29 protein-coding genes and 1 tRNA gene are annotated in these 22842 nt (G+C 64.9%); 14 read left to right on the forward strand and 16 right to left on the reverse strand.

Going from position 1 to position 22842, the window contains the following annotated elements:
* Nucleotides 1-117: 117 nt before the first annotated feature.
* Entirely contained in the window at nucleotides 118-849 is a 732-nt protein-coding gene (gene psmB, locus NGM29_RS13930; RefSeq protein WP_254156942.1) for an archaeal proteasome endopeptidase complex subunit beta, read from the reverse strand.
* A 144-nt stretch (nucleotides 850-993) separates the two neighbouring features.
* Nucleotides 994-1170: a hypothetical protein gene (locus tag NGM29_RS13935; protein WP_254156943.1), complete on the reverse strand. Its 177-nt coding sequence runs from the start codon at nucleotides 1168-1170 to the stop codon at nucleotides 994-996.
* A 326-nt stretch (nucleotides 1171-1496) separates the two neighbouring features.
* Here NGM29_RS13935 and NGM29_RS13940 point away from each other — a divergent pair, with 326 nt between their 5' ends.
* From NGM29_RS13940 to NGM29_RS13950, 3 genes are all read left to right on the forward strand, one after another.
* Nucleotides 1497-1853: a DUF555 domain-containing protein gene (locus NGM29_RS13940; protein ID WP_253436195.1), complete on the forward strand. Its 357-nt coding sequence runs from the start codon at nucleotides 1497-1499 to the stop codon at nucleotides 1851-1853.
* Between the two features lie 68 nt (nucleotides 1854-1921).
* A complete protein-coding gene (locus NGM29_RS13945) occupies nucleotides 1922-2461 on the forward strand; it encodes a CBS domain-containing protein (RefSeq protein ID WP_253436198.1) in 540 nt (179 codons plus the stop codon).
* Nucleotides 2462-2544: 83 nt separating this feature from the next.
* Nucleotides 2545-3201, forward strand: a complete 657-nt coding sequence (locus NGM29_RS13950) for an HAD family hydrolase (RefSeq protein ID WP_254156944.1) — start codon at nucleotides 2545-2547, stop codon at nucleotides 3199-3201.
* Between the two features lie 18 nt (nucleotides 3202-3219).
* On the opposite strand, the gene NGM29_RS13955 is transcribed toward NGM29_RS13950, so the two are convergent.
* The 6 genes from NGM29_RS13955 to NGM29_RS13980 form a co-directional block, all read right to left on the reverse strand.
* Nucleotides 3220-3921, reverse strand: a complete 702-nt coding sequence (locus tag NGM29_RS13955; RefSeq protein ID WP_254156945.1) for an HAD family hydrolase — start codon at nucleotides 3919-3921, stop codon at nucleotides 3220-3222.
* Nucleotides 3918-4424, reverse strand: a complete 507-nt coding sequence (locus tag NGM29_RS13960) for a double winged helix-containing putative transcriptional regulator (RefSeq protein WP_254156946.1) — start codon at nucleotides 4422-4424, stop codon at nucleotides 3918-3920. The genes NGM29_RS13955 and NGM29_RS13960 overlap by 4 nt, the downstream gene beginning before the upstream one ends.
* A 7-nt stretch (nucleotides 4425-4431) precedes the next feature.
* Complete coding sequence (mch, locus tag NGM29_RS13965; protein WP_254156947.1) at nucleotides 4432-5376, reverse strand: methenyltetrahydromethanopterin cyclohydrolase; 945 nt, start codon at nucleotides 5374-5376, stop codon at nucleotides 4432-4434.
* 75 nt (nucleotides 5377-5451) lie between these two features.
* A complete protein-coding gene (locus NGM29_RS13970) occupies nucleotides 5452-5763 on the reverse strand; it encodes an MTH1187 family thiamine-binding protein (RefSeq protein WP_254156948.1) in 312 nt (103 codons plus the stop codon).
* Between the two features lie 216 nt (nucleotides 5764-5979).
* Nucleotides 5980-6330 carry a HalOD1 output domain-containing protein gene (locus NGM29_RS13975; RefSeq protein WP_254156949.1) on the reverse strand — a complete coding sequence of 117 codons (351 nt, stop codon included), beginning with the start codon at nucleotides 6328-6330 and terminating at the stop codon, nucleotides 5980-5982.
* A 380-nt stretch (nucleotides 6331-6710) separates the two neighbouring features.
* Nucleotides 6711-6795 (reverse strand) — tRNA-Leu (locus NGM29_RS13980).
* Between the two features lie 148 nt (nucleotides 6796-6943).
* Between NGM29_RS13980 and NGM29_RS13985 the strand changes: the two genes are divergently transcribed.
* From NGM29_RS13985 to NGM29_RS14000, 4 genes are all read left to right on the forward strand, one after another.
* Complete coding sequence (locus tag NGM29_RS13985) at nucleotides 6944-7468, forward strand: helix-turn-helix domain-containing protein (RefSeq protein ID WP_254156950.1); 525 nt, start codon at nucleotides 6944-6946, stop codon at nucleotides 7466-7468.
* Between the two features lie 85 nt (nucleotides 7469-7553).
* Nucleotides 7554-8789, forward strand: coding sequence for an alanyl-tRNA editing protein (locus tag NGM29_RS13990; protein WP_254156951.1), 1236 nt, complete (start codon nucleotides 7554-7556; stop codon nucleotides 8787-8789).
* 100 nt (nucleotides 8790-8889) lie between these two features.
* Nucleotides 8890-9159, forward strand: coding sequence for a DUF7553 family protein (locus NGM29_RS13995; RefSeq protein ID WP_254156952.1), 270 nt, complete (start codon nucleotides 8890-8892; stop codon nucleotides 9157-9159).
* 249 nt (nucleotides 9160-9408) lie between these two features.
* A complete protein-coding gene (locus NGM29_RS14000) occupies nucleotides 9409-10641 on the forward strand; it encodes a mandelate racemase/muconate lactonizing enzyme family protein (RefSeq protein ID WP_254156954.1) in 1233 nt (410 codons plus the stop codon).
* A 277-nt stretch (nucleotides 10642-10918) separates the two neighbouring features.
* Here the strand turns inward: NGM29_RS14000 and NGM29_RS14005 are convergent, their stop codons facing one another.
* Entirely contained in the window at nucleotides 10919-11080 is a 162-nt protein-coding gene (locus tag NGM29_RS14005; protein ID WP_254156955.1) for a hypothetical protein, read from the reverse strand.
* 137 nt (nucleotides 11081-11217) lie between these two features.
* Here NGM29_RS14005 and NGM29_RS14010 point away from each other — a divergent pair, with 137 nt between their 5' ends.
* Together NGM29_RS14010 and NGM29_RS14015 are read left to right on the forward strand one after the other, a co-directional pair.
* Entirely contained in the window at nucleotides 11218-11394 is a 177-nt protein-coding gene (locus NGM29_RS14010; RefSeq protein WP_253436227.1) for a protein translocase SEC61 complex subunit gamma, read from the forward strand.
* On the forward strand, nucleotides 11394-11831 hold the full coding sequence (locus tag NGM29_RS14015) for a transcription elongation factor Spt5 (protein WP_253436230.1): 438 nt from the start codon (nucleotides 11394-11396) through the stop codon (nucleotides 11829-11831). The genes NGM29_RS14010 and NGM29_RS14015 overlap by 1 nt, the downstream gene beginning before the upstream one ends.
* 184 nt (nucleotides 11832-12015) lie before the next feature.
* Here NGM29_RS14015 and NGM29_RS14020 read toward each other — a convergent pair whose 3' ends face one another.
* Complete coding sequence (locus NGM29_RS14020; RefSeq protein WP_254156956.1) at nucleotides 12016-12309, reverse strand: DUF7565 family protein; 294 nt, start codon at nucleotides 12307-12309, stop codon at nucleotides 12016-12018.
* A gap of 171 nt (nucleotides 12310-12480) precedes the next feature.
* Between NGM29_RS14020 and NGM29_RS14025 the strand changes: the two genes are divergently transcribed.
* Nucleotides 12481-13245, forward strand: coding sequence for a PHP-associated domain-containing protein (locus NGM29_RS14025; RefSeq protein ID WP_254156957.1), 765 nt, complete (start codon nucleotides 12481-12483; stop codon nucleotides 13243-13245).
* Here NGM29_RS14025 and NGM29_RS14030 read toward each other — a convergent pair.
* From NGM29_RS14030 to NGM29_RS14040, 3 genes are all read right to left on the reverse strand, one after another.
* On the reverse strand, nucleotides 13239-13817 hold the full coding sequence (locus NGM29_RS14030; RefSeq protein WP_425499151.1) for a Mut7-C RNAse domain-containing protein: 579 nt from the start codon (nucleotides 13815-13817) through the stop codon (nucleotides 13239-13241). The genes NGM29_RS14025 and NGM29_RS14030 overlap by 7 nt on opposite strands.
* Before the next feature lie 72 nt (nucleotides 13818-13889).
* Complete coding sequence (gene polX / locus NGM29_RS14035) at nucleotides 13890-15641, reverse strand: DNA polymerase/3'-5' exonuclease PolX (protein ID WP_254156958.1); 1752 nt, start codon at nucleotides 15639-15641, stop codon at nucleotides 13890-13892.
* Nucleotides 15641-16081 carry a DUF5788 family protein gene (locus NGM29_RS14040; RefSeq protein ID WP_254156959.1) on the reverse strand — a complete coding sequence of 147 codons (441 nt, stop codon included), beginning with the start codon at nucleotides 16079-16081 and terminating at the stop codon, nucleotides 15641-15643. The genes polX and NGM29_RS14040 overlap by 1 nt, the downstream gene beginning before the upstream one ends.
* Before the next feature lie 151 nt (nucleotides 16082-16232).
* Between NGM29_RS14040 and NGM29_RS14045 the strand changes: the two genes are divergently transcribed.
* Together NGM29_RS14045 and NGM29_RS14050 are read left to right on the forward strand one after the other, a co-directional pair.
* Entirely contained in the window at nucleotides 16233-17198 is a 966-nt protein-coding gene (locus NGM29_RS14045) for a rhomboid family intramembrane serine protease (protein ID WP_254156960.1), read from the forward strand.
* An 81-nt stretch (nucleotides 17199-17279) separates the two neighbouring features.
* Nucleotides 17280-18128 carry an endonuclease V gene (locus NGM29_RS14050; RefSeq protein WP_254156961.1) on the forward strand — a complete coding sequence of 283 codons (849 nt, stop codon included), beginning with the start codon at nucleotides 17280-17282 and terminating at the stop codon, nucleotides 18126-18128.
* Between the two features lie 262 nt (nucleotides 18129-18390).
* Here the strand turns inward: NGM29_RS14050 and NGM29_RS14055 are convergent, their stop codons facing one another.
* From NGM29_RS14055 to purD, 3 genes are all read right to left on the reverse strand, one after another.
* Entirely contained in the window at nucleotides 18391-19095 is a 705-nt protein-coding gene (locus tag NGM29_RS14055) for an acyltransferase (protein WP_254156962.1), read from the reverse strand.
* A gap of 88 nt (nucleotides 19096-19183) precedes the next feature.
* Nucleotides 19184-19423: a PRC-barrel domain containing protein gene (locus NGM29_RS14060; protein ID WP_254156963.1), complete on the reverse strand. Its 240-nt coding sequence runs from the start codon at nucleotides 19421-19423 to the stop codon at nucleotides 19184-19186.
* A gap of 75 nt (nucleotides 19424-19498) precedes the next feature.
* Complete coding sequence (gene purD / locus NGM29_RS14065) at nucleotides 19499-20857, reverse strand: phosphoribosylamine--glycine ligase (protein ID WP_254156964.1); 1359 nt, start codon at nucleotides 20855-20857, stop codon at nucleotides 19499-19501.
* 182 nt (nucleotides 20858-21039) lie between these two features.
* On the opposite strand from purD, the gene thyA reads away from it, so the two are divergent.
* Together thyA and NGM29_RS14075 are read left to right on the forward strand one after the other, a co-directional pair.
* The gene (gene thyA, locus NGM29_RS14070) at nucleotides 21040-22098 is read left to right on the forward strand and encodes a thymidylate synthase (protein WP_254156965.1); all 1059 of its coding nucleotides are present in this window, start codon (nucleotides 21040-21042) and stop codon (nucleotides 22096-22098) included.
* Nucleotides 22095-22643: a dihydrofolate reductase gene (locus NGM29_RS14075; protein ID WP_254156967.1), complete on the forward strand. Its 549-nt coding sequence runs from the start codon at nucleotides 22095-22097 to the stop codon at nucleotides 22641-22643. Before thyA ends, NGM29_RS14075 begins: the two co-directional genes overlap by 4 nt.
* Nucleotides 22644-22842 lie beyond the last annotated feature (199 nt).

Here is a 22842-nt window from a genome sequence, read left to right on the forward strand (position 1 = left end):
TCGGTTCAGTCGCTAGAGGAAATGTGCAGCATCCCTCGAGAGAGACGCGACGGTCATTACTCGCCGGGGGCGGGAAAATGGGTTCGTTCAGACCTCGCTCGCTCAAACCCTGCTCGCTCAGATGACTTCTTCGAAGTCGTTGTGGCCGTGGATCTCGACGCCGTCCTCGGTGATCTCACAGAGGAAGACGCCGTTGCCGGAGCCGGTGTCGCGCTCGGCGGCGGACTTGATACTCCGGGCCGCGATGGTCATCGCCTCGTCGTTCGAGAGTCCCTCCTCGTAGGCCTGCTCGAGGTGGCCGTAGGCGAGTTGCATGCCGGAGCCGGTGACGGTGTAGTCGTCCTCCATGACGCCGCCGGCGGGGTCGATGCTGTAGACGTGGCTCCCTTCCGCGTCGACGCCGCCCAGGATGGGGTGGATGGCGAAGAACGGGCCGCCGCGGGCGAAGTTGCCCGCGAGGGTGGCGAGTGCGTCGATGCTCATCTCCTCGCCGCGTCGGGCGCTGTAGAGGTTGACCTCGGCGCGGAGGCTCTTGATGAACGACTGGGCACCGCCGACGCTGCCGACCATCGTGAGCGCGCCGGTCGGGTGGATCTGCTCGACCTTCTGGACGTTCTTGTTCGAGACGAAGCGACCGCCGAGGCTCGCGCGCATGTCGGTCGCGATGACGACGCCGTCGGCCGTCGTGATGCCGATTGTCGTGGTCCCCGTCTTGTTCACGTTGTCCAGCTCGGCCTGTGAGAGGCCGTTCTGGGGGAGCGAGCCGAGTTCCGGCTCGTACGGCGAGGGCTCGTTCGCCAGCTGGTCGACGGTGCGAGAGAACTCGGAGTCGTGGGATGGCGTTCGCATTATCCGCATGTTACGGCCGACAGGGTATAAAACATCGGCGGTCACCGTGCTTCATTCCGGTTTCGCCGCGTCGCATAACGCGGTGGCTCGAGGTCGGGTCGTTCACGGCGGCTCGAGGTGTGTATCGGTAGAAGAGGTGGACGTTCAGGGCTCCGGCTGGGCGTTCTCGTAGGCCTCACCGACGGTGGCGAGCATCTTGTGAACCGGGATCGAGATCCCGGCCTGGCGGGCGGCGACCGCGAGCGGCATCATGACGATACCGACTGCGATGCACAGTTGATACAGTGCGAACAGGGACGCGTGGTACACGCGGGATATCATCGGCGTTCGGTCGATGGTCAGACCAGGTGTATATATAAGCCTTGTTGCCCCGACAGCGAGTTGATGATTAATCAGGAGGGATTGAGGTAGACGCTGTCTTGCGGTTCAAGTACAGTTGTGGAAAGAGCAACTGGATCCGCGTTTCTGCCCGAGGAATGGGTATCCAGACGCCAATACACCGGGGCAATTTCCATAACTTATGGCCAACGTAGGCCAACCGTGCGCGCGTCTCGGTTCGTGACGTCCCGACCCGCGGACTGGTTTCGACGACGAACGGAGCGCGGCCAAACCGCAAAGCAGGAAACCCCGGGGCCCGACCAGTGGGTATGGCCAACTATCTCGTCGCGATGGAAGCCGCGTGGCTCGTTCGCGACGTCGAGGCGATTGACGACGCAATCGGCGTCGCCGTCAGCGAAGCCGGAAAGCGACTCAACAGCGAGAATATGGAGTACGTCGAGGTCGAGGTGGGCGCGACGGGCTGTCCCGCCTGCGGCGAACCGTTCGACTCCGCGTTCATCGCGGCCGAAACCGCGCTCGTCGGGCTCGCTCTCGAGATGGACGTCTTCAACGCTGACAGCGAGGAACACGCCTCCCGTATCGCGAAGAGCGAGATCGGCGGGGCGCTTCGGGACGTACCGCTATCGGTCGTCGAAATCTTCGAACTCGACGACGACGAGGACTGACCCCAACGGCGGGTTCTCGAGACCGTCCCACCCAAACACATTTCTATAACCCGCGGTTATGTGCCGGTATGGACCTGCCGACGCCGACGGACCTCAGACAGCGCCGGAACGAACTGGAACTCACCCAGAGCGAACTGGCTAACCGGGCCGACGTCTCCCAGCCACTGATCGCCCGCATCGAGGGCGGCGACGTCGACCCGCGACTCTCGACCCTGCGTCGGATCGTCAACGCTCTCGAGGACGCTGAGGGCGACATCATCCGTGCGGACGACCTCATGCACGAGGACGTGGTCAGCGTCGCCCCCGACGATCCGGTCAGCGAGGCCGCCCACCAGATGGAACGGGAGGCGTACTCGCAACTGGCGGTCATCCAGGACGGGATTCCAGTGGGGTCAATCAGCCAGACCGAACTGGTACACCTGGACGAGGAAGACCGCAACGAACCCGTGGCCGAACACATGGCCGAGAGCTTCCCGACCGTCTCGAAGGACGCGACCCTCGACGAAATTAGCAACCTCCTCGAGCACTACAAGGCCGTCATGATCACCGAGGCGGGCCAGACCGTCGGCATCATCACCGAGGCGGATCTGGCGGCGCGGCTGTCCTGACCGTCGTCTCTCCCGGCTCGTCTCTCCGGATATTGTACGCACGAACCGAAACGACCTTTTCGAATCGCTCTCCTCGTCTCGCCATGACGACGACCGTCTACTTCGACCTCGACGGCACGCTCCTCGAGTACACGACGCCGTTCGACGAGTTGCTCGCCGGCGTCCTCTCCGAGGACCCGTCCCCGGAACTGGCCGAATTCTTCTCCGATCGGGTGCTCGAGGGCATTACCGGGATCGAACCCGATCCCTACGAGCAGGCGTTCGAAGCGATCTGCGAACGCTACGGGATTTCGGGGGATCCGCCGTCGCTCGCCGCCGAGTACGTCGCCCTCGAGGCAGCGTCGATGACCATCGACCCGGTGGTTCGACGACTCCTCGAGACCGTCGCCGACCGGCATCGGACGGGGATTCTTACCAACGGTGACGGGCCCATGCAGTGGCGCAAGATCGAGGAACACGGCCTCGACGAGATCGTGGACGAGGTCATCGTCTCGAACGATCTGGGCGCCCGAAAGCCCGATCCCGAGATTTTCGAGGAAGCGAAGGCGCGCCTGCCAGCGGACGCGTACCTCTACGTTGGAGATACGTACGAACACGACATCATCCCAGCCCAAGAGCAGGGGTTCGAAACGGTGTACGTGGGCGACGAGGAGCGGCCAGAGGCGAGGGTCGCCGCCAGCGGGACGGACGCCCTCGCCTCTCTGCTCCTTCCGCTACTGGAGACCACCGACGATCGGTAATTGCTGTGTCAGACGTCGTTACGACTCGAGCCAGGGTGGCTGCTCGAGATCCGCCAGCGACTCGAGCGTGTAGTCCGGGCAGGGCGTCGGCTCCGCGGGAAAGTCTGGCCCAGGGGGCACCCAGACCGATCGAATCCCGGTCGCTCGAGCACCCGCGACGTCGCTCGAGAGGGAGTTCCCGACGTACACCGCGCGCTCCGGATCCGTCTCGAGGGCCGCGAGCGCCCGCCCGAACGGCTCCGGATCGGGCTTCGGCGCCGTGTCGTACCCTGCGAAGACCGTCGTATCGAACGCGTTGGTGAGGCCGACGGCGGCGAGTTTCTCACGTTGCATTCCGGGGTCGCCGTCGGTCACGAGGCCGAGTCGGTACTCCTCGCCCAGAGTCTCGAGGACGTCGGGAACGCCCGAAAGCGGATCGACCGCTCGCTGGTCGCGCTCGGCGGCGAACGCCTCCGCGACGGCGATGCCGGCGTCCCGTTCGAAGCCCGCTTCGACCGCCAGATCGCCGAAACACCGTTCGCGCAGGTCGGCGACGCTCGAGCTATCTTCCAGGTAGTCGTCGTACCGGTCGTAGTACGCCGACGGCTCGAAGAGTGGATCGACGCCGGCGCGCTCGAACGCTCGCTCGAGGACCGTCGCCGGCGACCGGCGGTAGCGACAGAGGGTGTCGTCCAGGTCGAACAGCACGGCGTCGACGGGGGCCGTCGTGGGTACGGTCATCCGTTCCCCCGACCGCCGTCTCGAGCGTACCCCTCGGGCGTTCGCTCGGCGAGGTCGAACAGGACTGCCCACTCGAGCAACCGCCGGACGCGCTCGCCCCAAATCTCCTGGAGGCGGGTCCGGTGTTTGTGTTGCTCGTAGGCCGGGATTTCGTCGCGGAACGACTCGAAGACGGCGTCGGCCGAGAGCGGTCCGTCGGCGGCCTCGAGAATGTCGAGGACGACGGGCACGCCGTAGACGCGCTCGCGAAACGCCTCGCGGAGGTGGTCGGGGTCGGGGTCGACCCGTTCGCGGTAGAACCCGGCCTGGCCCTCTCGAGCGAGTTCGAGCGCCCGGAGGAACGTCAGCCAGGTCCGGGCCTCGTCTCGCGGACCGATCCCCGTCTCGCGCATGATCCGGGCGCAGCAGTCGTCTTCGGTACCGGGGACGAGGGGGACGGCTCGCTGGACGGTCTCGACGTACTCGAGGTCCTCGGGCGCCTCGGGGACGAGTTTGAACTGCATACGGACCTCAGCGGTTGGTATCGAGGCCGAAGGACTCGACCAGAACGTTCTCGTCCGTCTCGCCGTAGACGTAGGTCGGGCCGCCGAGGACGTCCACGGTCACCTTCGCCGGGCCGAACAGGTCGGCCGACGTCTCCTCGAACGACCAGTCTCGATCCTCGAATATGTCGGCGAACGGCGTGCCGTACTCCTCGGGCGCGCTCGAGACGACCGCGTCGAAGGCGTCGAAGTCCTCGCGGACCACGAGGTGGGCCGTCCCGCCGTAGGCGACGGCGTCGTTCGTCCGGCCGATGGCCGTCTGCTCGTCGCCGGCAACCGGCGGGACCGGCGCGCGCCCGGTCGCGGAGACGACGTCGAGCGGGTCGTAGCCCAGTTCCACGAGGTTGAACGTCGCGTGCTCTGCCACGCGGGCCGCGTTCGTGACGCTCCCGACAACGCTGGCAGTGGGGTAGGCCAGCAGGAAGACGCCGCTGGTCTCGACGTCCGTGAGGGCGGCCACCTGCTCGGCGGCGGCCTCCGTTGGCTGCTCGTCGGTCTCGAGTGCGAGTGCCGTCAGGTCGAAGGCGTCGGTGTAGCCGATGCGGCGGAACTCCGTCTCTTCGGCGACGAGCGCGCGAGCGGGGCCACTTCCGAGGGCCTCGAAGTCCTCTGTCGTGAGTTCCCAGCTGGCCTTCTGTGAACAGAGTAACGCCAGCCCGGGTTGGTCCGTCGAGAGTCCGACGTGCAGGATGGGCGCACCACCGATCTCCGTGAGGTCGCGACTCGGGGTCGCGAGCCCGGCCGTCTGGATCTCCGTACACAGTAGTCCCGCTTCGATACCGCCGTCGAACTCGAGGCCGAAGTCGAGCACCGTCGTCTCGTTCTCGAGTTCGTACGCGCCCACGTTGAGCTCCTCGGTGAACTCGAGGGCCTCGTCGACGAGTTCGATGGCCATCCGGTTGAGACTCTCCATGGCTCGGGCTACTCGCTCCGCCTTCAAACCGTTTGTTAGTTGTGGCCAGGGGCGATTACTCGCGACTGCTCGCGACTATTTGCGACTTCTCGCCGGCCGCTCGAGGTGGGACTCGACGGCGTCGACCTTCGCCGCCGCCGACTCGTCGCTCGTCCGCTTGTCGTCGATCTTGAGGAAGGTGCTGACCCGGTCGCCGTCGACGGCCTCGTGGGCCGCCTGCGCCGCGGCGAACAGCTCGCCGATGTCCTCGGCCTCAATGGTCGTCCCCATCGGCCCGGTTTCGTACTCGACGTCGTAGTCCTCGAGTGCATCGATGGCGTTCGCGACCGCTTCGGACATGCTGTCTTCGACGACCGGTGCCGTGCTCAGAAAGCCGATGACCGTCATGGTCGATCCGATACCGAGCGAATAGAAATACCTGTCCGTTGCGCGGGACTGCGAGATAGCGCGACGTGGAGACTAGTGTCTCGATGGTGAGGTCGACGATACCGAGACGGCGATACTGATGTCGACGAAAATCGAGAATGCAACGCTCGAGTAGCCCGGGTCGATACCGATACGGACGGTATGGCTGACGCTGGACGCCACTACCAGTGTCGGTCGTCAGCGAAGCGGTGACTGGCCGCTGTCAGTCGGTGGGTAGACGAAGATGTCGCCGTTGGCGAAGACGTACACCTCGTGCTCGAGTGCGCTGAAGCACACGTGGCCGTCGAGTCGTCGCCCGCCGTCGTTCTTCGGGCTGAATAGTCGCTCGAGCGCGTCAGGATCGATGCTGTCGTACAGCGAGAACTCGCCCTGGGAGACGTCGACGTTCGCGATGCTCGAGAGGGCGTGTACGATGGTCGTCGTCAGCGTCGCCGTGCCGTCGGGGTCGTAGCGAAAGACGTACCGGCCGTTCGCTTGGTCGTAATTCGAGTCGTTCGTGCTGTCTGGAGGAGGGATTTCAGTTTGCATATCGGTACAAAGGGCTACGCAGTTTTCCAGGTGTCCGTACCGGGTCCGGACACAAAAGTCAATCGGCCCAAGAAACGGTTAGACGGCCTATATTGCTCTCGAGAGACACCGTCAATACCTCGTGACGGTTTTCTGGGTCGACCTGAAAACCACGTCGGGCTCCGGCGATTCGGCGGAATGTGGTTCTTTCGAGCCTACGCTGACACTCATTGTGCTGCCCGTAAACGACGCTCGCGCTCGACAGACAAATAGCTCACCGCGGACTTCTGCGTGACAGCGCCGTCGCTTGAGTAAGCGGTTCGTCGGAAAGGATTATGCGTGGGTGATGTCCACGAAGGGAGATCACCTGCATCGAGTGGTGGGATAATCCACCGTTGCGATGCGTGGGACCGGATTTGAACCGGCGGACCCCTACGGGACAGCGCCCTCAACGCTGCGCCGTTGGCCTAGCTTGGCTACCCACGCTCGCGGCGTCTTTCTGCACTTTCCGATATCCAACGGGCATATAAAAGCCCTTTCTTTTGCCGCCGACTCTGGGGGGCCGTCACACAGAAACCGGTAATCGACGGGCAGTGAACGGTGCCTTGAAATGTCGGACCGGCCAATGGTAGTCATGGCAAAATACTCGACCGGCTCGTCGTCCGGCGGCGGCGGGACGAACTGCGAGCTCTGTGGCGCCGAAAGCGACTCGCTGCGTCGAGCGACCGTTGCCGGCGCCGACCTCGAGGTCTGCCCGAGCTGTGCCCCCCACAGCGACGAGCAAAAGCAGCGTAGTCGTCGATCGGGGGGCTCCGGCTCCAGCGGCTCGCGATCCCAGGACGAACCCAATCGCAAGAAGAAGGCCGCCCAGAACGTCGCCCGCGCGAACCCGATCTGGGACGGCGACTCCGAACACTGGGAAAAAGAGGGAACGAACTACGACGACGACCCGCTGCCGTACCTCGTCTCCGGCTACGGTGAACGCGTCGAGGCGGCCCGCCAGGAGGCCGGATTAAAACGCGAGGAGCTCGCCGAGGAACTCGGCTGTCGCGAGTCCGACCTGCTGGCCGTCGAACAGGGACGAGCGACCCAGGCCGGCGTCGGTGGCGGGCTCATCACGGCCCTCGAGTCGGTTCTCGAGGTCGAACTCGCCGAATAGTGCCCGTACTCGCACCAATTGGTTCTGCAGATCCAGAGACGCCCCGGCGAGCAGACTTTTATCGGAGGCCGACGGAGTGCCACCAATGAACGGGCAACGGGCAGCGGCCGAGCCCTACACAACGCGATTCGAAACCGAGGTGACGGCAGTCGACGGGAAGCGCGTCTGGCTCGAGACGACGTACTTCTACGCCGAGGGCGGCGGCCAGCCAGCCGACCGCGGGCGGATCGGCGACGTTCCCGTCGAGGACGTCCAGGTCGTCGACGGCGAGCACGTCCACGTCCTCGCGGACCCACCGTCGTTCAAGGCCGGCCACCGCGTCATGTGCTCGATCGACTGGTCCTTCCGAATGTACTGCATGCGCGCACACACCGCCAGCCACGTCCTCTACGGTGCCGGGCGGCACCTCCTCGAGGACCTCGGCTACGGCGGGTTCGACATCGGCGAGGAGAAGATCCGCGTCGACCTCGAGACGACGACCGAAATCGACGACGACGTCCTGATCGAGCTCGACGACCTGGTCAACCGGGCGGTCTGGGAATCCCGGCCGGTCTCCTGGGAGGACGTGCAGGTCGCGGACGCGCGCGAACGCGATGAAATTGCGTTCAACGAAGCCACGGAGGAAGGCGCCTTTTCCAGGGGCCAGGTCCGCGTCGTCACGATCGGTTCGAAAGACGACAACGGCCGGACGACCAACGGCTCGAGCAACCCCTGGGACGTCGCGGCCTGTGGCGGAACCCACGTTCGAAACACCCGGGAAATCGGGCCCGTAACGGTCCTGGATCGGTCGAACCCCGGAGAGGGACTCACGCGCGTCGAGTTCGCCGTCGGCCCGCGAGCGATCGAACGTCGAGCAGCCGAAAAGCGAGCGGCGTTAGCGGCGAAGCAGACCCTGGGGGCGGACGTCGGCTCGATATCGGACGCTCTCGAGGAGACCGTCGAGCGCCAGGACGCCCTCGAGGCCGACAAGCGAACACTCGAGGCAGAACTCGTCGAGCGAGCGCTCGAGGCGGCCGATCCCGTCGAACGGGACGGCGAGAGGTGGCTCGTGACGAGCGTCGACGGACTCGAGCCTGAAGCGCTCGGGGACGCCGTTCGCGAAGCGCCGGATGCGTCCGCGGACGTCCTCGCCGTGGTCGGCGAGACCGACTACCCCTTCGTCGTGATCCGAAGCAACGAGGCCGTCGATGCGGGAGCGCTGGTCGACTATCTGACGGCCGAGTTCGGCGGCGGTGGCGGCGGTTCATCGTCGTTCGCTCAGGCCGGTGGCTTTGATTGTTCCGCTGATGCCATCCTCGAGGCGCTCGCGGACGGACGCTAAGGCTACGTCGCGTGCTCGAGTGGGGTGCTCCAAGGTGGCTCTCGTGTTCCCGTTCGAAGGCGGGGAATCGATTATAGTCTCGGCCGATAAATGCCCTCCTATGACTCGCACGGAACTCGCGGCTGCCAGCGACACTCTTCGGGAGGCCGCTAACACGGCAGCCTCCGATCTGGCGACTCGACTCGACGAGCAGGCCGAAACGGTGGCCGACCTGGCCGACCGAGCAACCGGCCCGGACCACGGTCGCCTTGCCCGACTCGAGCACTCCCTGCGCGACATTCAGCGCGAGGCGGACGAGGACGTGGCTCACCGGATCGACACCGCGCTCGAGGAAATTCGGGTCTATCGAGCGACCGTCGAGGGGGTCTAACTCCACATCACTCCGTTCGGTCAGGCGCCGACGACGGTCGCGGGCTGACGTCGACGAACCATTCGGGTGTTCAAGATCAAACCCGAATTCCGACCCCGCTCGACCGGCGCACTTGAGGGTGGTGCGCTTGCAGGGACAGGGGATACTCCTTTTCTGCCCCGCAGAAATCATACCTATAGGCGCTTTCTCTCGTCTCTTGCGGACAGGATAAGTGTAAGGTTTTACTACTATGCGAGTCAATGGTGGCGCATGGGTATCGATTACTCGCAGCTACACGATCCGAACGCGGAGTATACGATGCGAGAACTGTCGGCGGAGACGATGGGCGTCGCCGCGAAACGCGGCGGCGGTCGGGACGTCGAGATCACCGACATTCAGACGACGATGGTCGACGGGAACTTCCCGTGGACGCTCGTCCGCGTGTACACCGACGCAGGCATCGTCGGCACCGGCGAGGCCTACTGGGGCGCTGGCGTCAGTGAGCTCGTCGAGCGGATGAAACCCTTCCTGCAGGGCGAAAACCCGCTCGACATCGACCGGCTCACCGAGCACATGGTCCAGAAGATGTCCGGTGAGGGATCACTCGCGGGCGTGACGGTCACGGCGATTTCGGGCATCGAGATTGCCCTCCACGACCTCGCCGGAAAGATCCTCGAGGTGCCGGCCTACCAGCTGCTGGGCGGGAAGTACCGCGACGAGATGCGGGTCTACTGCGACTGCCACACCGAGGAGGAAGCCGATCCGATCGCCTGTGCCGACGAGGCCGAACGGGTCGTCGACGAACTCGGCTACGACGCGCTGAAGTTCGACCTGGACGTGCCCTCGGGCCACGAGAAGGACCGAGCGAATCGCCACCTGCGCGACGTCGAAATCGAGCACAAGGCGAGCATCGTCGAGGCCGTCACCGAGGCCGTCGGTCACAGGGCCGACGTCGCCTTCGACTGCCACTGGACGTTCTCCGCCGGTAGCGCGAAGCGACTGGCCGAGCGCCTCGAGGAGTACAGCGTCTGGTGGCTCGAGGACCCCGTGCCGCCGGAGAATCACGACGTCCAGCGCGAAGTCACCCAGTCGACGACGACGCCGATCACGGTGGGGGAGAACGTCTACCGGAAGCACGGTCAGCGTCGCCTCCTCGAGGGGCAGGCCGTCGACATCATCGCGCCCGACCTGCCGAAAGTCGGCGGGATGCGCGAGACGCGCAAGATCGCGGACCTGGCGGACATGTACTACGTCCCCGTCGCGATGCACAACGTCGCCTCACCGGTCGCGACGATGGCCGCGGCGCACGTCGGTGCAGCCATCCCGAACTCGCTGGCCGTCGAGTACCACAGCTACGAACTCGGCTGGTGGGACGACCTCGTCGAGGAGACGGTGATCGAGGAGGGCTACATCGATATCCCCGAAGAGCCGGGACTTGGCGTCACCCTCGACCTGGACGCCGTTGAGGAGCACCTGGTCGACGGTGCGGAGTTGTTTGACTGAGCGCAGCGAAGTCAAACTCGCCGAGCACGCCCAATAGCGTTATTCGTTCGCGTCGGCGGGCTAGTTCGATGGGAACTCGGGTCTGCTTCGATCCCTAGATGCTCGATGCTCGTCGTTCAATGCGTTTACTATAGAATATATAGTATTGAATTCAAAACGATCACCTCTCGAGAGGCGGTCTTTCGTGTTCGTAAAAGGCGGACGGGGTCGGCTTACTTGCGTTCGAAGAATTGAAGGCGCAAGTGGCGATGACGGGGCAGGACGGTCGCACAAGCCGTCAGGACTCGTCGTCCGCTCGACGCGGCGCACTCTGCTTGCCGAGGTCGCCTCCCTCGTCGACGTCGTCCGGATCGCGATCGATTCGCTCGAGTTCGTCCTCGATTTCTGCCTCTCGTTCGGCCTCGTACTCGTCGGATCGGTCGGTATCGTCTTCGGCCATACGTGAAGTGCTCTGTCCAGGGTCAGGAAAGCGCGGCCGTCATCTGCAACGTGGGTGCGCTCCGGTGGGTACAGATCAGCGATTGACCCCCGGAAGAGAAAGACAGATAAAAGGCCCCGCATTGTGAACACACAGATATGGACGTTCCCTACGATCTCACCTCGTACGTGCGGGTACTGAAGATGGCGACGACCCCCACGCGGGAGGAATTCGTGCAAGTGTCGAAGATCGCCGGGGCGGGAATCCTGCTCGTCGGCCTGCTCGGATTCCTCATCGGCGTGGTCATGCTGTTCCTCACTGGTGGGGGCTTCTGATGCCGATCTACGCTGTCAAGACGACGGCCAGCCAGGAACAGACCGTCGCCGACATGATCATCAACCGCGAGGAGCCGGACGTACACGCCGCGCTTGCCCCCGACTCGCTGACCTCTTACGTAATGGTCGAGTCCGACGGCCACGCCGTTCTCGAGCGAATCCTGGAGGACATTCCCCACGCTCGAACGGTCATCCCGGGCGAGTCCGACATCTCGGAGGTCGAGCACTTCCTCTCGCCCAAGCCGGACGTCGAGGGGATCGCCGAGGGCGACATCGTCGAACTCATCGCCGGGCCGTTCAAGGGCGAGAAGGCGCAGGTTCAGCGCATCGACGAGGGCAAGGACCAGGTGACCGTCGAGTTGTACGAGGCGACGGTCCCGATTCCGGTGACAGTTCGCGGGGACCAGATTCGCGTTCTGGATTCCGACGAGCGATAGCGAGTCGATTCGCTCGGCGCTCGCTTCGCTAGCGGAAGGGGATTATGGACTACATTTTGCGAGGAGCGGTAGCCGATGCGGAGCGAGGCTATCCGACGACGGAAAAGGGAGGAGTCCAGACGGTGCCAGGCAGCGTTCATCCGATTCGGTGGCGCTCGAGGCTTCGGAGGCCGTTCGAAGGAACCTAGCTCTCGAGGTGGTCGGCCAGCCGTTGCTGATCGACGACCTCGTCGATTTCCTCGAGGAGACCCTCGCGCTGGCGTACGTCCTCAGCGCCGGCGCCGTAGGCGCGGACGTACTCCGCACGGCTGTGTTCGGAGAAGACGTGGCGGATCGCCAGGTAGCCGTCGGGGACGATGGTTCCACAGACGCCACACTCGAGGCGTTCGTGGGCGGTCACCTGGTGGGCGATGGCCGACTCGACGTCTTCGAACACCGAGCCGCAGTCGTCGATCCCACATTCCCAGGCCGTATCCATTCAATCGTGATACTCGGGCCGGTCATAAAGGTTCTTTCGGCAATAGTTCGCTCTGCGAGCGGGTCATCGCGATACGATCAGTGGTGACGAGGGGAAAACGCGTCGCCGGCAGTAATTCCGGGGAGGCGATAAATCAGAATTCATAACCCCTCGGTTGGCGTATCGCGAACTGTGAGCGACGGAGAGCAGGTCCGGGTCGACCTCCACGTGAAGGTGTTGAACGAGCGGGTAATCGAGAACGCCCGCCGGGCGGGAATCGACGTGCTCGTTTACGCCCCCCACTTCACTCGCCTCCCCGAGATTCGGGAACGAGCGAGCACGTACAGTACCGACGACGTGACCGTCGTCCCCGCACGCGAGGTGTTCACCGGCTCCTGGAACGACCGAAAGCACGTCCTCGCGATCGGCCTCGAAGAGCCCGTTCCCGATTTCATCACCCTCGAGGGGGCGATGGCGGAACTCGAACGACAGGAGGCCGCAGTGCTGGCGCCACATCCCGAGTACCTGACGGTGTCGCTAACGGAAGACGACATCCGGCGCTTTCAGAACGGTATCGACGCCGTCGAAATCTTCAATCCGAAACACCTCCCCACGCACAACCGCCGAGCGAGCGACCTGGCCGACCGTCTCGACCTCGCCCCGTTTACCTCGTCGTACGCCCACCTCTCGAGTTCGGTCGGCGCAGCCTACGTCGCGTTCGAGCGGACGATCGAATCCGAGGCCGACCTCGTCTCGGCGCTCAAAGCCGACGCCCCCCGACGGGTCGTCTACGCCAACGGCCTCCGGCGCTGGCGGACGACGGCGGCCGAACTGGCTCACCTCGCCTACGAGAACACCTGGAAGAAGGTCGATCGGCTGTACCTCTCTGGTACGGAGCCGACCCACCCGAATCACGTCTTCTACGACGGCCGGTTCGACGATGTCTCGGTCTACTGATCGCTCCTGTTTTCGTCACCCGCGGGCTCGCTCTGGTCACCTATAGGGCTGATTTCGTCACCCGTATGGTCGTTTTTATTGCCCTCAAGGCCGCGTTCGTCCCTCGATTCTCTGCTTCGCACCGTCTCGAGCGTCCGCCGAACCCGATCCCAGTGGCTCCCTTTCCAGAAGTGCTGGCCACAGTCGCGACAGGCCCACACCGCCACCTCGTTCGGGTCGGGCGCGTACGGCGGCGTGTCGGTCGTCTCCGTTTCGGGAACCCGCTCGATCGGGCCGTTACACCGGCCACATCGTCGCGGTTCGTCGGGGAGCGTCAGGTCGACCCCGCGGTCGTGGAGGGTTCGCAGTTGCTCGTCCGTATCGCGGGATTCAAGCAGGATGGCACGTTCGCTTCGGCCGGCCAGGTCGACGTCTCTCGTGACGACCGTTCGATCCTCAGCGGCGGCGACGTCGAGGAGTCGGGCGTCGTCCTCGAGGTCACGGTCACCCGCGTACAGCGTGTCGTGGCCGCACATCCGGCAGTAAGCGACGATGCCGCCGCACATGCCGTCGACGAGGAGTCGGTCGGTCACGGTGGATCACGTAGTTAATGTGTTAGTCCAAGAACAGTACCAATGTGTCAGTGCAGGAACGGAATCAGTGCATCAATGCAGGAACTCGCGCAACTCCTCGAGTTCCCAGGCGTTGGTCACGTCCGCGGGTTCGGCCCACCCGCGCCGGGCCGTGTGGACCCCCCAGCGGACGTACTCGAGTGTCGCCGGACTGTGCGCGTCGGTGTTGACGGCGATCGCCGCCCCCTCGTCGATCGCGGCCTGGACGGCGCTTCCCCACAGGTCGAGTCGGTGGGGGTTGCTGTTAACCTCAAGGGCGGTGTCGTTCGCCGCGGCGGCCTCACCCAGCGCGGCCGCGTCGATTGCAAGCCCCTCGCGCTGGTTGAGCAGGCGGCCGCTCGGGTGACCCAGGACGTCGATGGCCGGGTTCTCGACCGCACGAATCAGGCGCTCGTTCGCCGCGTCCGAATCCTGGTCGAGCGCGCTGTGGGGAGAGGCGACGATCACGTCCAGGGCGTCGATGACGTCCTCGGAGAGGCCGATTTCCCCCTCGGCGTCGACGTTGGCTTCGATCCCCGCGAACACCTCGAGGTCGGCGTCGGCGCCAACCTCCCGGATCTCCTCCACCTGATCCAGGATCTCGGCGTCCGTGAGTCCCATGCCGCCGACGACGCCCGGCCCCTCCGCGTGGTCTGCGATCGCGTAGTAGTCGTACCCCTGCTCCGCGGCGGCGGCGACCATCTCGTCGATCGAGTTGTTGCCGTCGGACCACTCGGTGTGGGTGTGCAGGTCGCCGCGGATATCCTCGCGCGTGAGGAGGTCTGGCAGAGTATCGTCGGCAGCGGCGTCGATCTCGCCGCGATCCTCGCGCAGTTCCGGGGGCATCCACTCGAGGCCGAGCGCCTCGTACATCCCCGCCTCGGTGTCACCGGCCACTCGCTCGCCGACGCGCTGGCCCGCCTCGTGGTCCTCGACGTCAGAAACGTCGAAAGCGCCGTACTCGTTGAGCTTCAGCCCACGATCGATCGCGTAGTTCCGCAGGGTCACGTTGTGATCCTTGCTCCCCGTAAAGTACTGGAGCGCCGCGCCGAATTCCTCGGGCACCACGACGCGCAGGTCGACGCGGACCTCGCCGACGCGGACGCTCGCTTTCGCCGGCCCAGACTCGATTTCGTCGTCGACGGAGTCCCAGGAGACGAACGCGTCGACGACGTCCTCGGCCTCGTCGGTGGCCGCGAGCACGTCCACGTCGCCGATCGTCTCGCGCCACCGACGGATCGAGCCGGCGACCTCACAGCGCTCGACCGTCTCGAGCGACTCCAGGAACGCGAGCACGTCGTCCGCGAGTGGGCGAGCCTCGCCGAGCAGTTTTCGCTCGCCGATCTCACGGGCGAACGGAATGTTCTCGAGGATGTTCTGTTCGGTCTTGGCACCGAACCCCGACACCTCGCGGATCTCGTTCGCCTCGGCGGCCGCCTCGAGGTCATCGAGCGTCCGGACGTCGAGTTCGCGGTAGAGCGTACCGACCGTCTTCGGGCCGACGCCCTCGACACGGGTGAGGTCGGCCATGTCCACGGGGAGATCCGCCCGTAGCTCTACCAGCTCCTCGATCTCCCCGGTTTCGACGTACTCGACGATCTTCGAACCGATGGCGTCCCCAACGCCGTCGATGTCTTCGATCGCCTCCTTGTTCCCCGCGTTCACCAGGTCGGCAATCGGCGCGGGGTGGGCGCCAATCGCCTCGGCCGCCCGCCGGTAGGCCCGCGGTTTGTACTCCACGTCGTCGGCCTCGAGCAGGTCTGCGAACTCCTCGAATCGGGCGGCGAGTTCGGCGTTGGTCGCCATCAGCGACCCCTCCGCGTGCCCGCGTCGGTCTCCCGGCCGAGTGCCTTTTTCAGGAACGACATCCAGCGCTTCTTGTCCGCCGTGTTCTGGGCCCGCTGCTCGCGCTCGAGGTCCGTCGGGCCGAGGTTCTCGAGAGCGTTGAGCGCCCGGTCGATGCCGATGATCGATCGGACGAGTTCCTCGCCCTCCTCTCGACTGATGTCGCCCTCCTCGATCAACTCGAGTCGCTCGAGGCGCTCCCGCCTGAGGTTCCGTTTGGCCTGTTCGACGCGCTCGCGTTCGCCTGCCGGCACCGTCTCCCGGCGCTTGATCTCGAAGACGAACTGCCGGAGATCGATCGACTCGTCCTGGATCGTGATCTCATCGGGAATGTCCGCACCGATGGTCGCGCCATCCCGGTTGACGCGCTCGAGCAACTGTTTTCGCTCGTAGTCTTGCACACGTCGTCATGGGTCTCGAGGGGGCAAAAATCCTTGTTACGCGCTCGCACGGCCGCCGACGTCCGTCCTCGGTTCCGAAGGCCGGGAGACCGGGGACAGAGAACGGGAGAAACCCCAAACCCCATAGCGACGCGTCACATACGGGGCGCCAATGGCAACGTGTGACGTGTGTGGGAAAAACGAAAGCATGCCGTACAACTGTCGGCATTGCGGGGGGACCTACTGCAGCGAACACCGCCTGCCGGAGAACCACAACTGTACAGGGCTCCAGAACTGGAACGATCCGCAGGGAGTCTTCGACAGCGGGTTCGACGATAGTGTCGACAGCAGCGGGAAGACGGCCTCGAGTCTGAGCGACAAATTGCCGTTCAACACAGGGCCCGGCGGGCCGCTGGGGTACTTCCGGGGGAACATGACGTACACGTTCCTGGCGCTCATGTGGATCACGTTCCTGGCGCAATTCGTTACCCGGTTCATCCTCGCTCCGTTCGGATCACCCGGGATGACCTTCGAGTCGGTTCTCACCTATCGGTCTATTTTCGTCCTGACGCCCGCCAACCCCGAGTACGTCTGGACATGGATCACCTCGATTTTCGCTCACGGTGGCTTCATGCACATCGTCTTCAACAGCATCGTTATCTTCTTCTTCGGCCCGCTCGTCGAGCGCTACGTCGGTTCGCGGAACTTCGCGTGGCTCTTTCTCGTCAGCGGCGCCGTCGCCGGGCTGAGCCAGATCAGTATTCAACTGCTCTCTGGTGGCGTCACCCCAACGACCCCCGGCGTCCTCGGTGCCAGTGGTGCCGGCCTGGCGATCATGGGCGTCCTCTCGATTCTGAACCCGAACCTCAAGGTCTATCTCTACTTCATCCTGCCCGTGCCGATCTGGGTGATCGCGGTTGGGTACGCACTTCTCAGCGTCTTCTTCATCGGCGCTGGGGCTGCTGGCGCCGGTGGAACTGCCCACGCGGCTCACCTCGTCGGCCTCCTGATCGGCCTCGCCTACGGCTGGTACGTCAAGCAGAACCGTAACATCAAGACCGCGAATCAGTTCCAGTTAGGCGGTGGCGGTCCAGGCGGCCCGGGCGGTCCTGGCGGTCCCGGTCGCCGACGCTTCTAACGTTTCACACACCGGTCCCCGAACAGCCCACTCTCGACGCCCTCACACGCTAGCTAATCGCTGACCCCTTTCACCACGCACATGACACGCATCCATCGTCCCGACCTCGTCCCCGACGCCGCGCTCTCGAGAGCCGACATGGAAGCCATGCAGCACGAAATCGCTCGCGAGGCCGTCTTCGAGGACGACTTCGCGTTCGACCTCGAGACGCTGACGAACCCGTTGGCAGCGACCTCGGCCTCGACCTCGAGCGGGAGCGGGGGTGGTAGCAGTAACGGGAGCGGCAGCAGCCGCCACACCGGGTCTACCACCCAACCAGTCGTCGCCGGCGTCGACCAGTCCTTCCTGCTCGATTCGGAACCCGAACGCGCACTCAGCGCCATCGTCGTTACGCAGGGTGACGAGGTCCTCGAGCGCGTCTTCGCCGTCACGCCCCTCGAGATTCCCTACGTCCCGGGCCTGCTCTCGTTCCGCGAGGGCGGCCCGATCCTCGAGGCCGTCGAGAACCTGACGACCGACCCCGACATGTTCCTGTTCGACGGGAGCGGTCGCATCCACTTCCGGGAGGCCGGTATCGCGACTCACATGGGCGTCGTCCTGGACGCCCCCAGCGTCGGCGTCGCCAAGAGCCTGCTCTGTGGCGAGGCGACGGGCGACCTCGAGAACCTCGCCGCCGGCACCCGCGTCCCAATCGAAGCGAACGCGCGCGTCGAAACTGATCCGGGAACGCTCCTAGGGTACGCCGTCCAGACGAAGCAGTACGACTCGCCAAACCGCTACGTCAACCCGCTGTACGTCAGTCCTGGCCACCGCGTCGGTCCGGAAACCGCGGCCGACCTGGCCCTCGCGCTCTCGACGGGCTACAAGCTCCCAGAGCCGGTTCGACTGGCCGACAGCTACGCCGACGAGGCGAAAGGCGAGTTGGACTAACCGCCTCGAGTCGCGGCGGCATCGTGAACTCAGGAAATAACGGATAGGTGCTTTCTCCGGCCCCATTAGTTATCCGCCAGACGGAATACGTCGGCCGATGGGGAACGTGACGACCTGAGTGCCGGGATCGACGCCATCGTCCACTTCGCGTTCCTGGGTGGCCTTGCCTGGGCGACCGGTCGGCCGTTCCTGTTCCGAGCCTCGGCCCTTCGGCGTCACTGTGAGTTCGGCGACGAGGCCGGGGCTCGAGGCGCGACTTGGATCACTCGACAGAGTGGGGTGGGTCGTCCCGTTCTCGCGTCGTCTCCGTCTCGCCGTCGGTTTCGTCGGTGGTCGCGTCGAGTTCGCTGTCGCGGTCGACTACGACCCCTTCGCCCCCGTCGATTGTGTCCTCGGCGTCGCTTCGCTCGCTCGAGGTCGAACCCGAATCCGAACCCGAATCCGAGTCCGACATCGTCGTCGCCGGCACCCCCGCCACGATCTCGCCCGGCGGAACGTCCCGCGTCACGAGCGAGTTCGCCGCGACGCTTGCACCGGCACCGATCTCGACACCGGGGAGGATGATCGCCCCGGCGCCGATCATCGCCCGCTCGCCGACGACGACCTCCCCCGTTCGATACTCGTGCTGGAGGAATTCGTGACAGAGAATCGTAGCGTCGTAGCCGACGATGGCGTGATCCTCGAGCGTGATGAGGTCGGGCCAGAACACGTCAGGCGTGGCCTCAAGGCCCCACGAGACGCCCTCACCGACCGTGACGCCGAGGCGTCGCATGAGCCAGCGCTTGAGTTTCAGGCTCGGCGAGGTCCGGATCAGCCAGACGACGACGTAGTTGATCGCCACGCGAAGGGGGTGGCGGGCGCTCGTCCAGTGGCCCAGCGAGTTCGTCGGGCCGGGCGTCGGGTGGCGGTGCACGCGGTCGTGTCTGCGTTTCTGATCGTGCTCGCGCCTGGAGGGGTCATCGGTCACTGCCACGGCATTCGTTCCAATCCTACAAGAAACCAACTGAACGGGGAAAAGTCGGGTGTCCCCCGTTACCGCCCCGGTATCGACCCGTTCAAAGCTGCCCGAGTTGAATCTCGTCGTCGCCGACGTGATCGACGTTGCTTGCGTCGAGTTCGTACGTGTCCTCGCTGGCGTCGCCCCAGCCGAGTTTGGACTTGATCGTGTCGGTCATCCCCGGATCGGGGTTCACGTGTGCGGTATCGCCGTGGACGGATTCGACGATCCCGATTCGGTCGCCGTTTTCGTTCACGACTGGCTTTCCTTCGTCGTCGTCCGTGAAGCGTGCGGACATACGACTTCCTCCGCCGCTCAGTCCAATATAACGCGGGCTTGAAACTGCGCGGGGGTGGTACAGAATCGTGTGGTTTTACTTCCCGCGCAGTTCGTCCATGTGGTCGATACGGCGCTGAACCAGATCGGCTTTCCCGATGTCGTGGCGCACGTGCAGGCCTTCTTCGCCGGCGTCGGAGAGCGCGTCCTCGGCGATTTCCTCGGCTTCGGCGATGGTAGCCGCGAGACCGACGACGGCAAAGGACCTCGAGGTCGTGGTGTAGATTCCGTCCTCCCGCTCGTCCACGCTGGCGTAGTAGAGCAGGGCGTCGCCAGCGCTCTCTCGTCGTTCGTCGCCGCTCGAGCCGCTCGAGTCATCCGAGCCCCGCGCTGCGCGCGCCACGCTCTCTTCGTCGACCTGCACCTTCGCTCCCGCCTCGGGATCGGTGGGGTACCCCGCAGGAACCGCGTACTTACAGATCGTGGCTTGCTCGGCGAACTCGAGGTCGGGCAACGGATCTCGGTTTCGGGCCGCGGTGAGCACCTCGAGGAAGTCGGTCTCGAGGACCGGCAGGGTGTTCATCGCCTCGGGGTCACCGAAGCGGGCGTTGAACTCGACGACCTTCGGCCCCTCAGCGGTGAGCATGAACTGACCGTAGAGAATGCCCTTGTAGCCCTCGAGGGCGTCAACGGTCTCCTCGATGATGTCGACGGCATCCTCGTAGTCGGCCGCCGTCATGAACGGCAGTTCGCGCGTGGCGTCCGAATAGCTCCCCATTCCGCCGGTGTTCGGCCCCTCGTCGCCCTCGTAGGCGCGCTTGTGGTCCTGGACCGCCGGAGCCGTGCGGACGTCGCCGTTCGCGACGAACGCCTGGACGGTGAACTCCTCGCCGACGAGTCGCTCCTCGAGGACGAGGCGGTCGTAGTCGGATTCCCGGATGTAGTCCTTGCCCTCCTCGGCGGTCACCTGATCGCCGATGACCTTGACGCCCTTCCCGCCCGTGAGTCCGGCGGGCTTGACCACGAGGTCGCCGTCGTAGCTATCGATGTAGTCGCAGGCGGCCTCGCCGTCGTCGAATGTCTCGAAGTCGGGACAGCCCGTGATGTCGTTTTCCTGCATGAACCGGCGCTGGAAGGCCTTGTCCGTCTCGATTCGGGCCTCGTCCTGGTTCGGCCCGAAGGCGTAGACGCCCGCGTTCTCGAGCGCGTCGGCAACGCCGGCCTGGAGCGGTGCTTCCGGACCGACGACGGCGATGGTCGCGTCGACGGACTGGGCGTACTCGACCACCGCGTCGGGATCGGTCGTCTCGAGCGTCTCGAACCCGCTCGCCAGGTCGGCGATTCCCGGATTTCGGTTCCCCGCGCAGGCGTACAGGTCGGCCTCGCTGTCGGCCAGGGCGCGCGCGATGGCGTGTTCGCGCCCGCCGCCCCCGATCAGCAGTACGTGCTCGCGCATGATCGAAGTCGGTACGCAGGAACCTGTAAAGGTTGTCCTTTCTCGAGATCCGTCTATGCACGAACGTGTCATATAGGGCGAACCGCTCGTCGATTGCGTCCCGGGTCGACCGACTCGTCGAGCGGTCAGACTCGAGTCGGATGGATCAATGATTATAGGCATCCGCTCGAAACCCAGTCTCAATGCAACAGTACCTCGACCTCGTCGGTTCGGTGCTCTCGGAAGGGGCGTACAAACCCAACCGAACCGGCGTCGACACCATCTCCTCGTTCAGCCAGCACTACGAGATCGACCTCCAGCGAGGCTACCCGCTCCTGACGACCAAGCAGATGGACGGCTACCGCTGGAACTCGATGATCCACGAGATGTGCTGGTACCTCTCCGGCGAGGAGCACATCCGCGACCTGCGCGAGGAGACGAAGATATGGGACGCCTGGGCCGACGACGAGGGCCAACTCGACACGGCCTACGGTCGCTTCTGGCGCCGATTTCCGATTCCCGACGACGAGAGCCGGCTCGAGGGCGAGTCCTGGGCTGACGCCGCCCCCGACGACGCCGATAGCGGAGAGCCCGCCGGAAGCCAGTGGGTCACTCAAGAGGCCGACGGCCGCCAGACGTTCGACCAGCTCCAGTACGTGATCGACCAGCTCTCCGATAATCCGAACTCCCGTCGACTGGTCGTCAACGCCTGGCACCCCGCGAACGCCGCCGTCTCGACCCTCCCGCCCTGTCACTACTCCTTCGTCTTCAACGTCCAGGGCGACCGACTCAACTGCCACCTCACCCAGCGCTCGGGCGACGTGGCCCTCGGCATCCCGTTCAACATCGCGGCCTACGCCCTCCTGACGAAACTCGTCGCCCAGCAGACGGGCCTCGAGGCGGGCACCTTCGGCCACACCATCGTCGACGCCCACGTCTACTGTGGGACCGGCGACCGCGGTCGATGGTACGCGAACAATCTCGAGGCCCTGCAGGACCACCTGGCCGAGGTCGACCCCCGAGAGGACCGCGCAGCCTACGCCGACGTGCGCGAGTGGCTCCTCAAGGAAGCCCCGGACGAAGCCGAGGGCGAGGAACGGTACGATCACGTCCCCAACCTGCTCCGGCAGTGTACGCGCGAGCCGCTCGAGCGCCCGCAACTGAAACTCGCGGACGTGACGATCGACGACCTCTCGGCCGACGACATCGAGCTGGTCGACTACGAGTCACACGACGGACTTCGGTTCGCGGTCGCCGAATGACGGGTTCGTCGCCCGATTCTGACTCGGCCCTCGAGACCGACCTCGAACTCGTGGGAATCGTCGCCGTGGCCGAGAACGGGATCATCGGCCGCGAGGGCGAGATGCCCTGGCACGTCCCCGAGGACCTGGAGCACTTCAAGCGCCGGACCACGGGCCACCCGGTCATCATGGGTCGGGTGACCTACGAGGGAATCCTCGAGGGACTGGGCGAGCCCCTGCCGGGGCGAACCTCCATCGTCCTCACGAGCCGGGACCTCGAGACGCCCGAAAACGTCGTCGTCGCCCACGACCTCGAGGCTGCTTTCGAGGCGGCCGAGCGCGCGGCCGAAGACCGCCACGACGGCACCGATCGTGCGTTCGTCGCAGGGGGCGCAACAGTCTACGAGCAGTTCCTGCCCGCGATAAATCGACTCGTCGTCACCGAGATTCGGGACCGACCCCAGGGTGACACCGCCTTTCCGGAGTGGGACCGCGAGGCATGGACTGAGGTCGACCGCGACGACCGTGACGGCTTCTCGTTCCTCGAGTACGTCAGAACGGCGTGAACGTCCGCAGTTCGTCGAGAACGTCCGAATCTTGACGACACCATCGTGCTCATCGTGCAAACACTCGTCTAGCGATCGAGCACGATTGAGCGACCTGACCGACTAATTGTCGGTAGATCGAGCGTTGCTCGACCATGTTCGGCAACATTTGCGCCGGAAGACCGATAGGTTCACACCTGCCCATTTCCTCAGTTTATAC

Source organism: Natronosalvus rutilus, from assembly GCF_024204665.1.
GTDB classification, from domain to species: domain Archaea; phylum Halobacteriota; class Halobacteria; order Halobacteriales; family Natrialbaceae; genus Natronosalvus; species Natronosalvus rutilus.

Coding starts and splice junctions, on each gene's coding strand:
- mch (WP_254156947.1), bottom strand. CDS start 5,376: ATGGAGAGTCTCAACCGGATGGCCATCGAACTCGTCGACGAGGCCCTC.
- NGM29_RS13955 (WP_254156945.1), bottom strand. CDS start 3,921: ATGACCGTACCCACGACGGCCCCCGTCGACGCCGTGCTGTTCGACCTG.
- NGM29_RS13940 (WP_253436195.1), top strand. CDS start 1,497: ATGGCCAACTATCTCGTCGCGATGGAAGCCGCGTGGCTCGTTCGCGAC.
- thyA (WP_254156965.1), top strand. CDS start 21,040: ATGCAACAGTACCTCGACCTCGTCGGTTCGGTGCTCTCGGAAGGGGCG.
- polX (WP_254156958.1), bottom strand. CDS start 15,641: ATGGCGACCAACGCCGAACTCGCCGCCCGATTCGAGGAGTTCGCAGAC.
- NGM29_RS14060 (WP_254156963.1), bottom strand. CDS start 19,423: ATGTCCGCACGCTTCACGGACGACGACGAAGGAAAGCCAGTCGTGAAC.
- NGM29_RS13970 (WP_254156948.1), bottom strand. CDS start 5,763: ATGACGGTCATCGGCTTTCTGAGCACGGCACCGGTCGTCGAAGACAGC.
- NGM29_RS13995 (WP_254156952.1), top strand. CDS start 8,890: ATGACTCGCACGGAACTCGCGGCTGCCAGCGACACTCTTCGGGAGGCC.
- NGM29_RS14050 (WP_254156961.1), top strand. CDS start 17,280: ATGACACGCATCCATCGTCCCGACCTCGTCCCCGACGCCGCGCTCTCG.
- NGM29_RS14075 (WP_254156967.1), top strand. CDS start 22,095: ATGACGGGTTCGTCGCCCGATTCTGACTCGGCCCTCGAGACCGACCTC.
- NGM29_RS14020 (WP_254156956.1), bottom strand. CDS start 12,309: ATGGATACGGCCTGGGAATGTGGGATCGACGACTGCGGCTCGGTGTTC.
- NGM29_RS13960 (WP_254156946.1), bottom strand. CDS start 4,424: ATGCAGTTCAAACTCGTCCCCGAGGCGCCCGAGGACCTCGAGTACGTC.
- NGM29_RS13985 (WP_254156950.1), top strand. CDS start 6,944: ATGGCAAAATACTCGACCGGCTCGTCGTCCGGCGGCGGCGGGACGAAC.
- NGM29_RS14000 (WP_254156954.1), top strand. CDS start 9,409: ATGGGTATCGATTACTCGCAGCTACACGATCCGAACGCGGAGTATACG.
- NGM29_RS14010 (WP_253436227.1), top strand. CDS start 11,218: ATGGACGTTCCCTACGATCTCACCTCGTACGTGCGGGTACTGAAGATG.
- NGM29_RS14045 (WP_254156960.1), top strand. CDS start 16,233: ATGGCAACGTGTGACGTGTGTGGGAAAAACGAAAGCATGCCGTACAAC.
- NGM29_RS14015 (WP_253436230.1), top strand. CDS start 11,394: ATGCCGATCTACGCTGTCAAGACGACGGCCAGCCAGGAACAGACCGTC.
- purD (WP_254156964.1), bottom strand. CDS start 20,857: ATGCGCGAGCACGTACTGCTGATCGGGGGCGGCGGGCGCGAACACGCC.
- NGM29_RS13950 (WP_254156944.1), top strand. CDS start 2,545: ATGACGACGACCGTCTACTTCGACCTCGACGGCACGCTCCTCGAGTAC.
- psmB (WP_254156942.1), bottom strand. CDS start 849: ATGCGAACGCCATCCCACGACTCCGAGTTCTCTCGCACCGTCGACCAG.
- NGM29_RS13935 (WP_254156943.1), bottom strand. CDS start 1,170: ATGATATCCCGCGTGTACCACGCGTCCCTGTTCGCACTGTATCAACTG.
- NGM29_RS14005 (WP_254156955.1), bottom strand. CDS start 11,080: ATGGCCGAAGACGATACCGACCGATCCGACGAGTACGAGGCCGAACGA.
- NGM29_RS13945 (WP_253436198.1), top strand. CDS start 1,922: ATGGACCTGCCGACGCCGACGGACCTCAGACAGCGCCGGAACGAACTG.
- NGM29_RS13975 (WP_254156949.1), bottom strand. CDS start 6,330: ATGCAAACTGAAATCCCTCCTCCAGACAGCACGAACGACTCGAATTAC.
- NGM29_RS13990 (WP_254156951.1), top strand. CDS start 7,554: ATGAACGGGCAACGGGCAGCGGCCGAGCCCTACACAACGCGATTCGAA.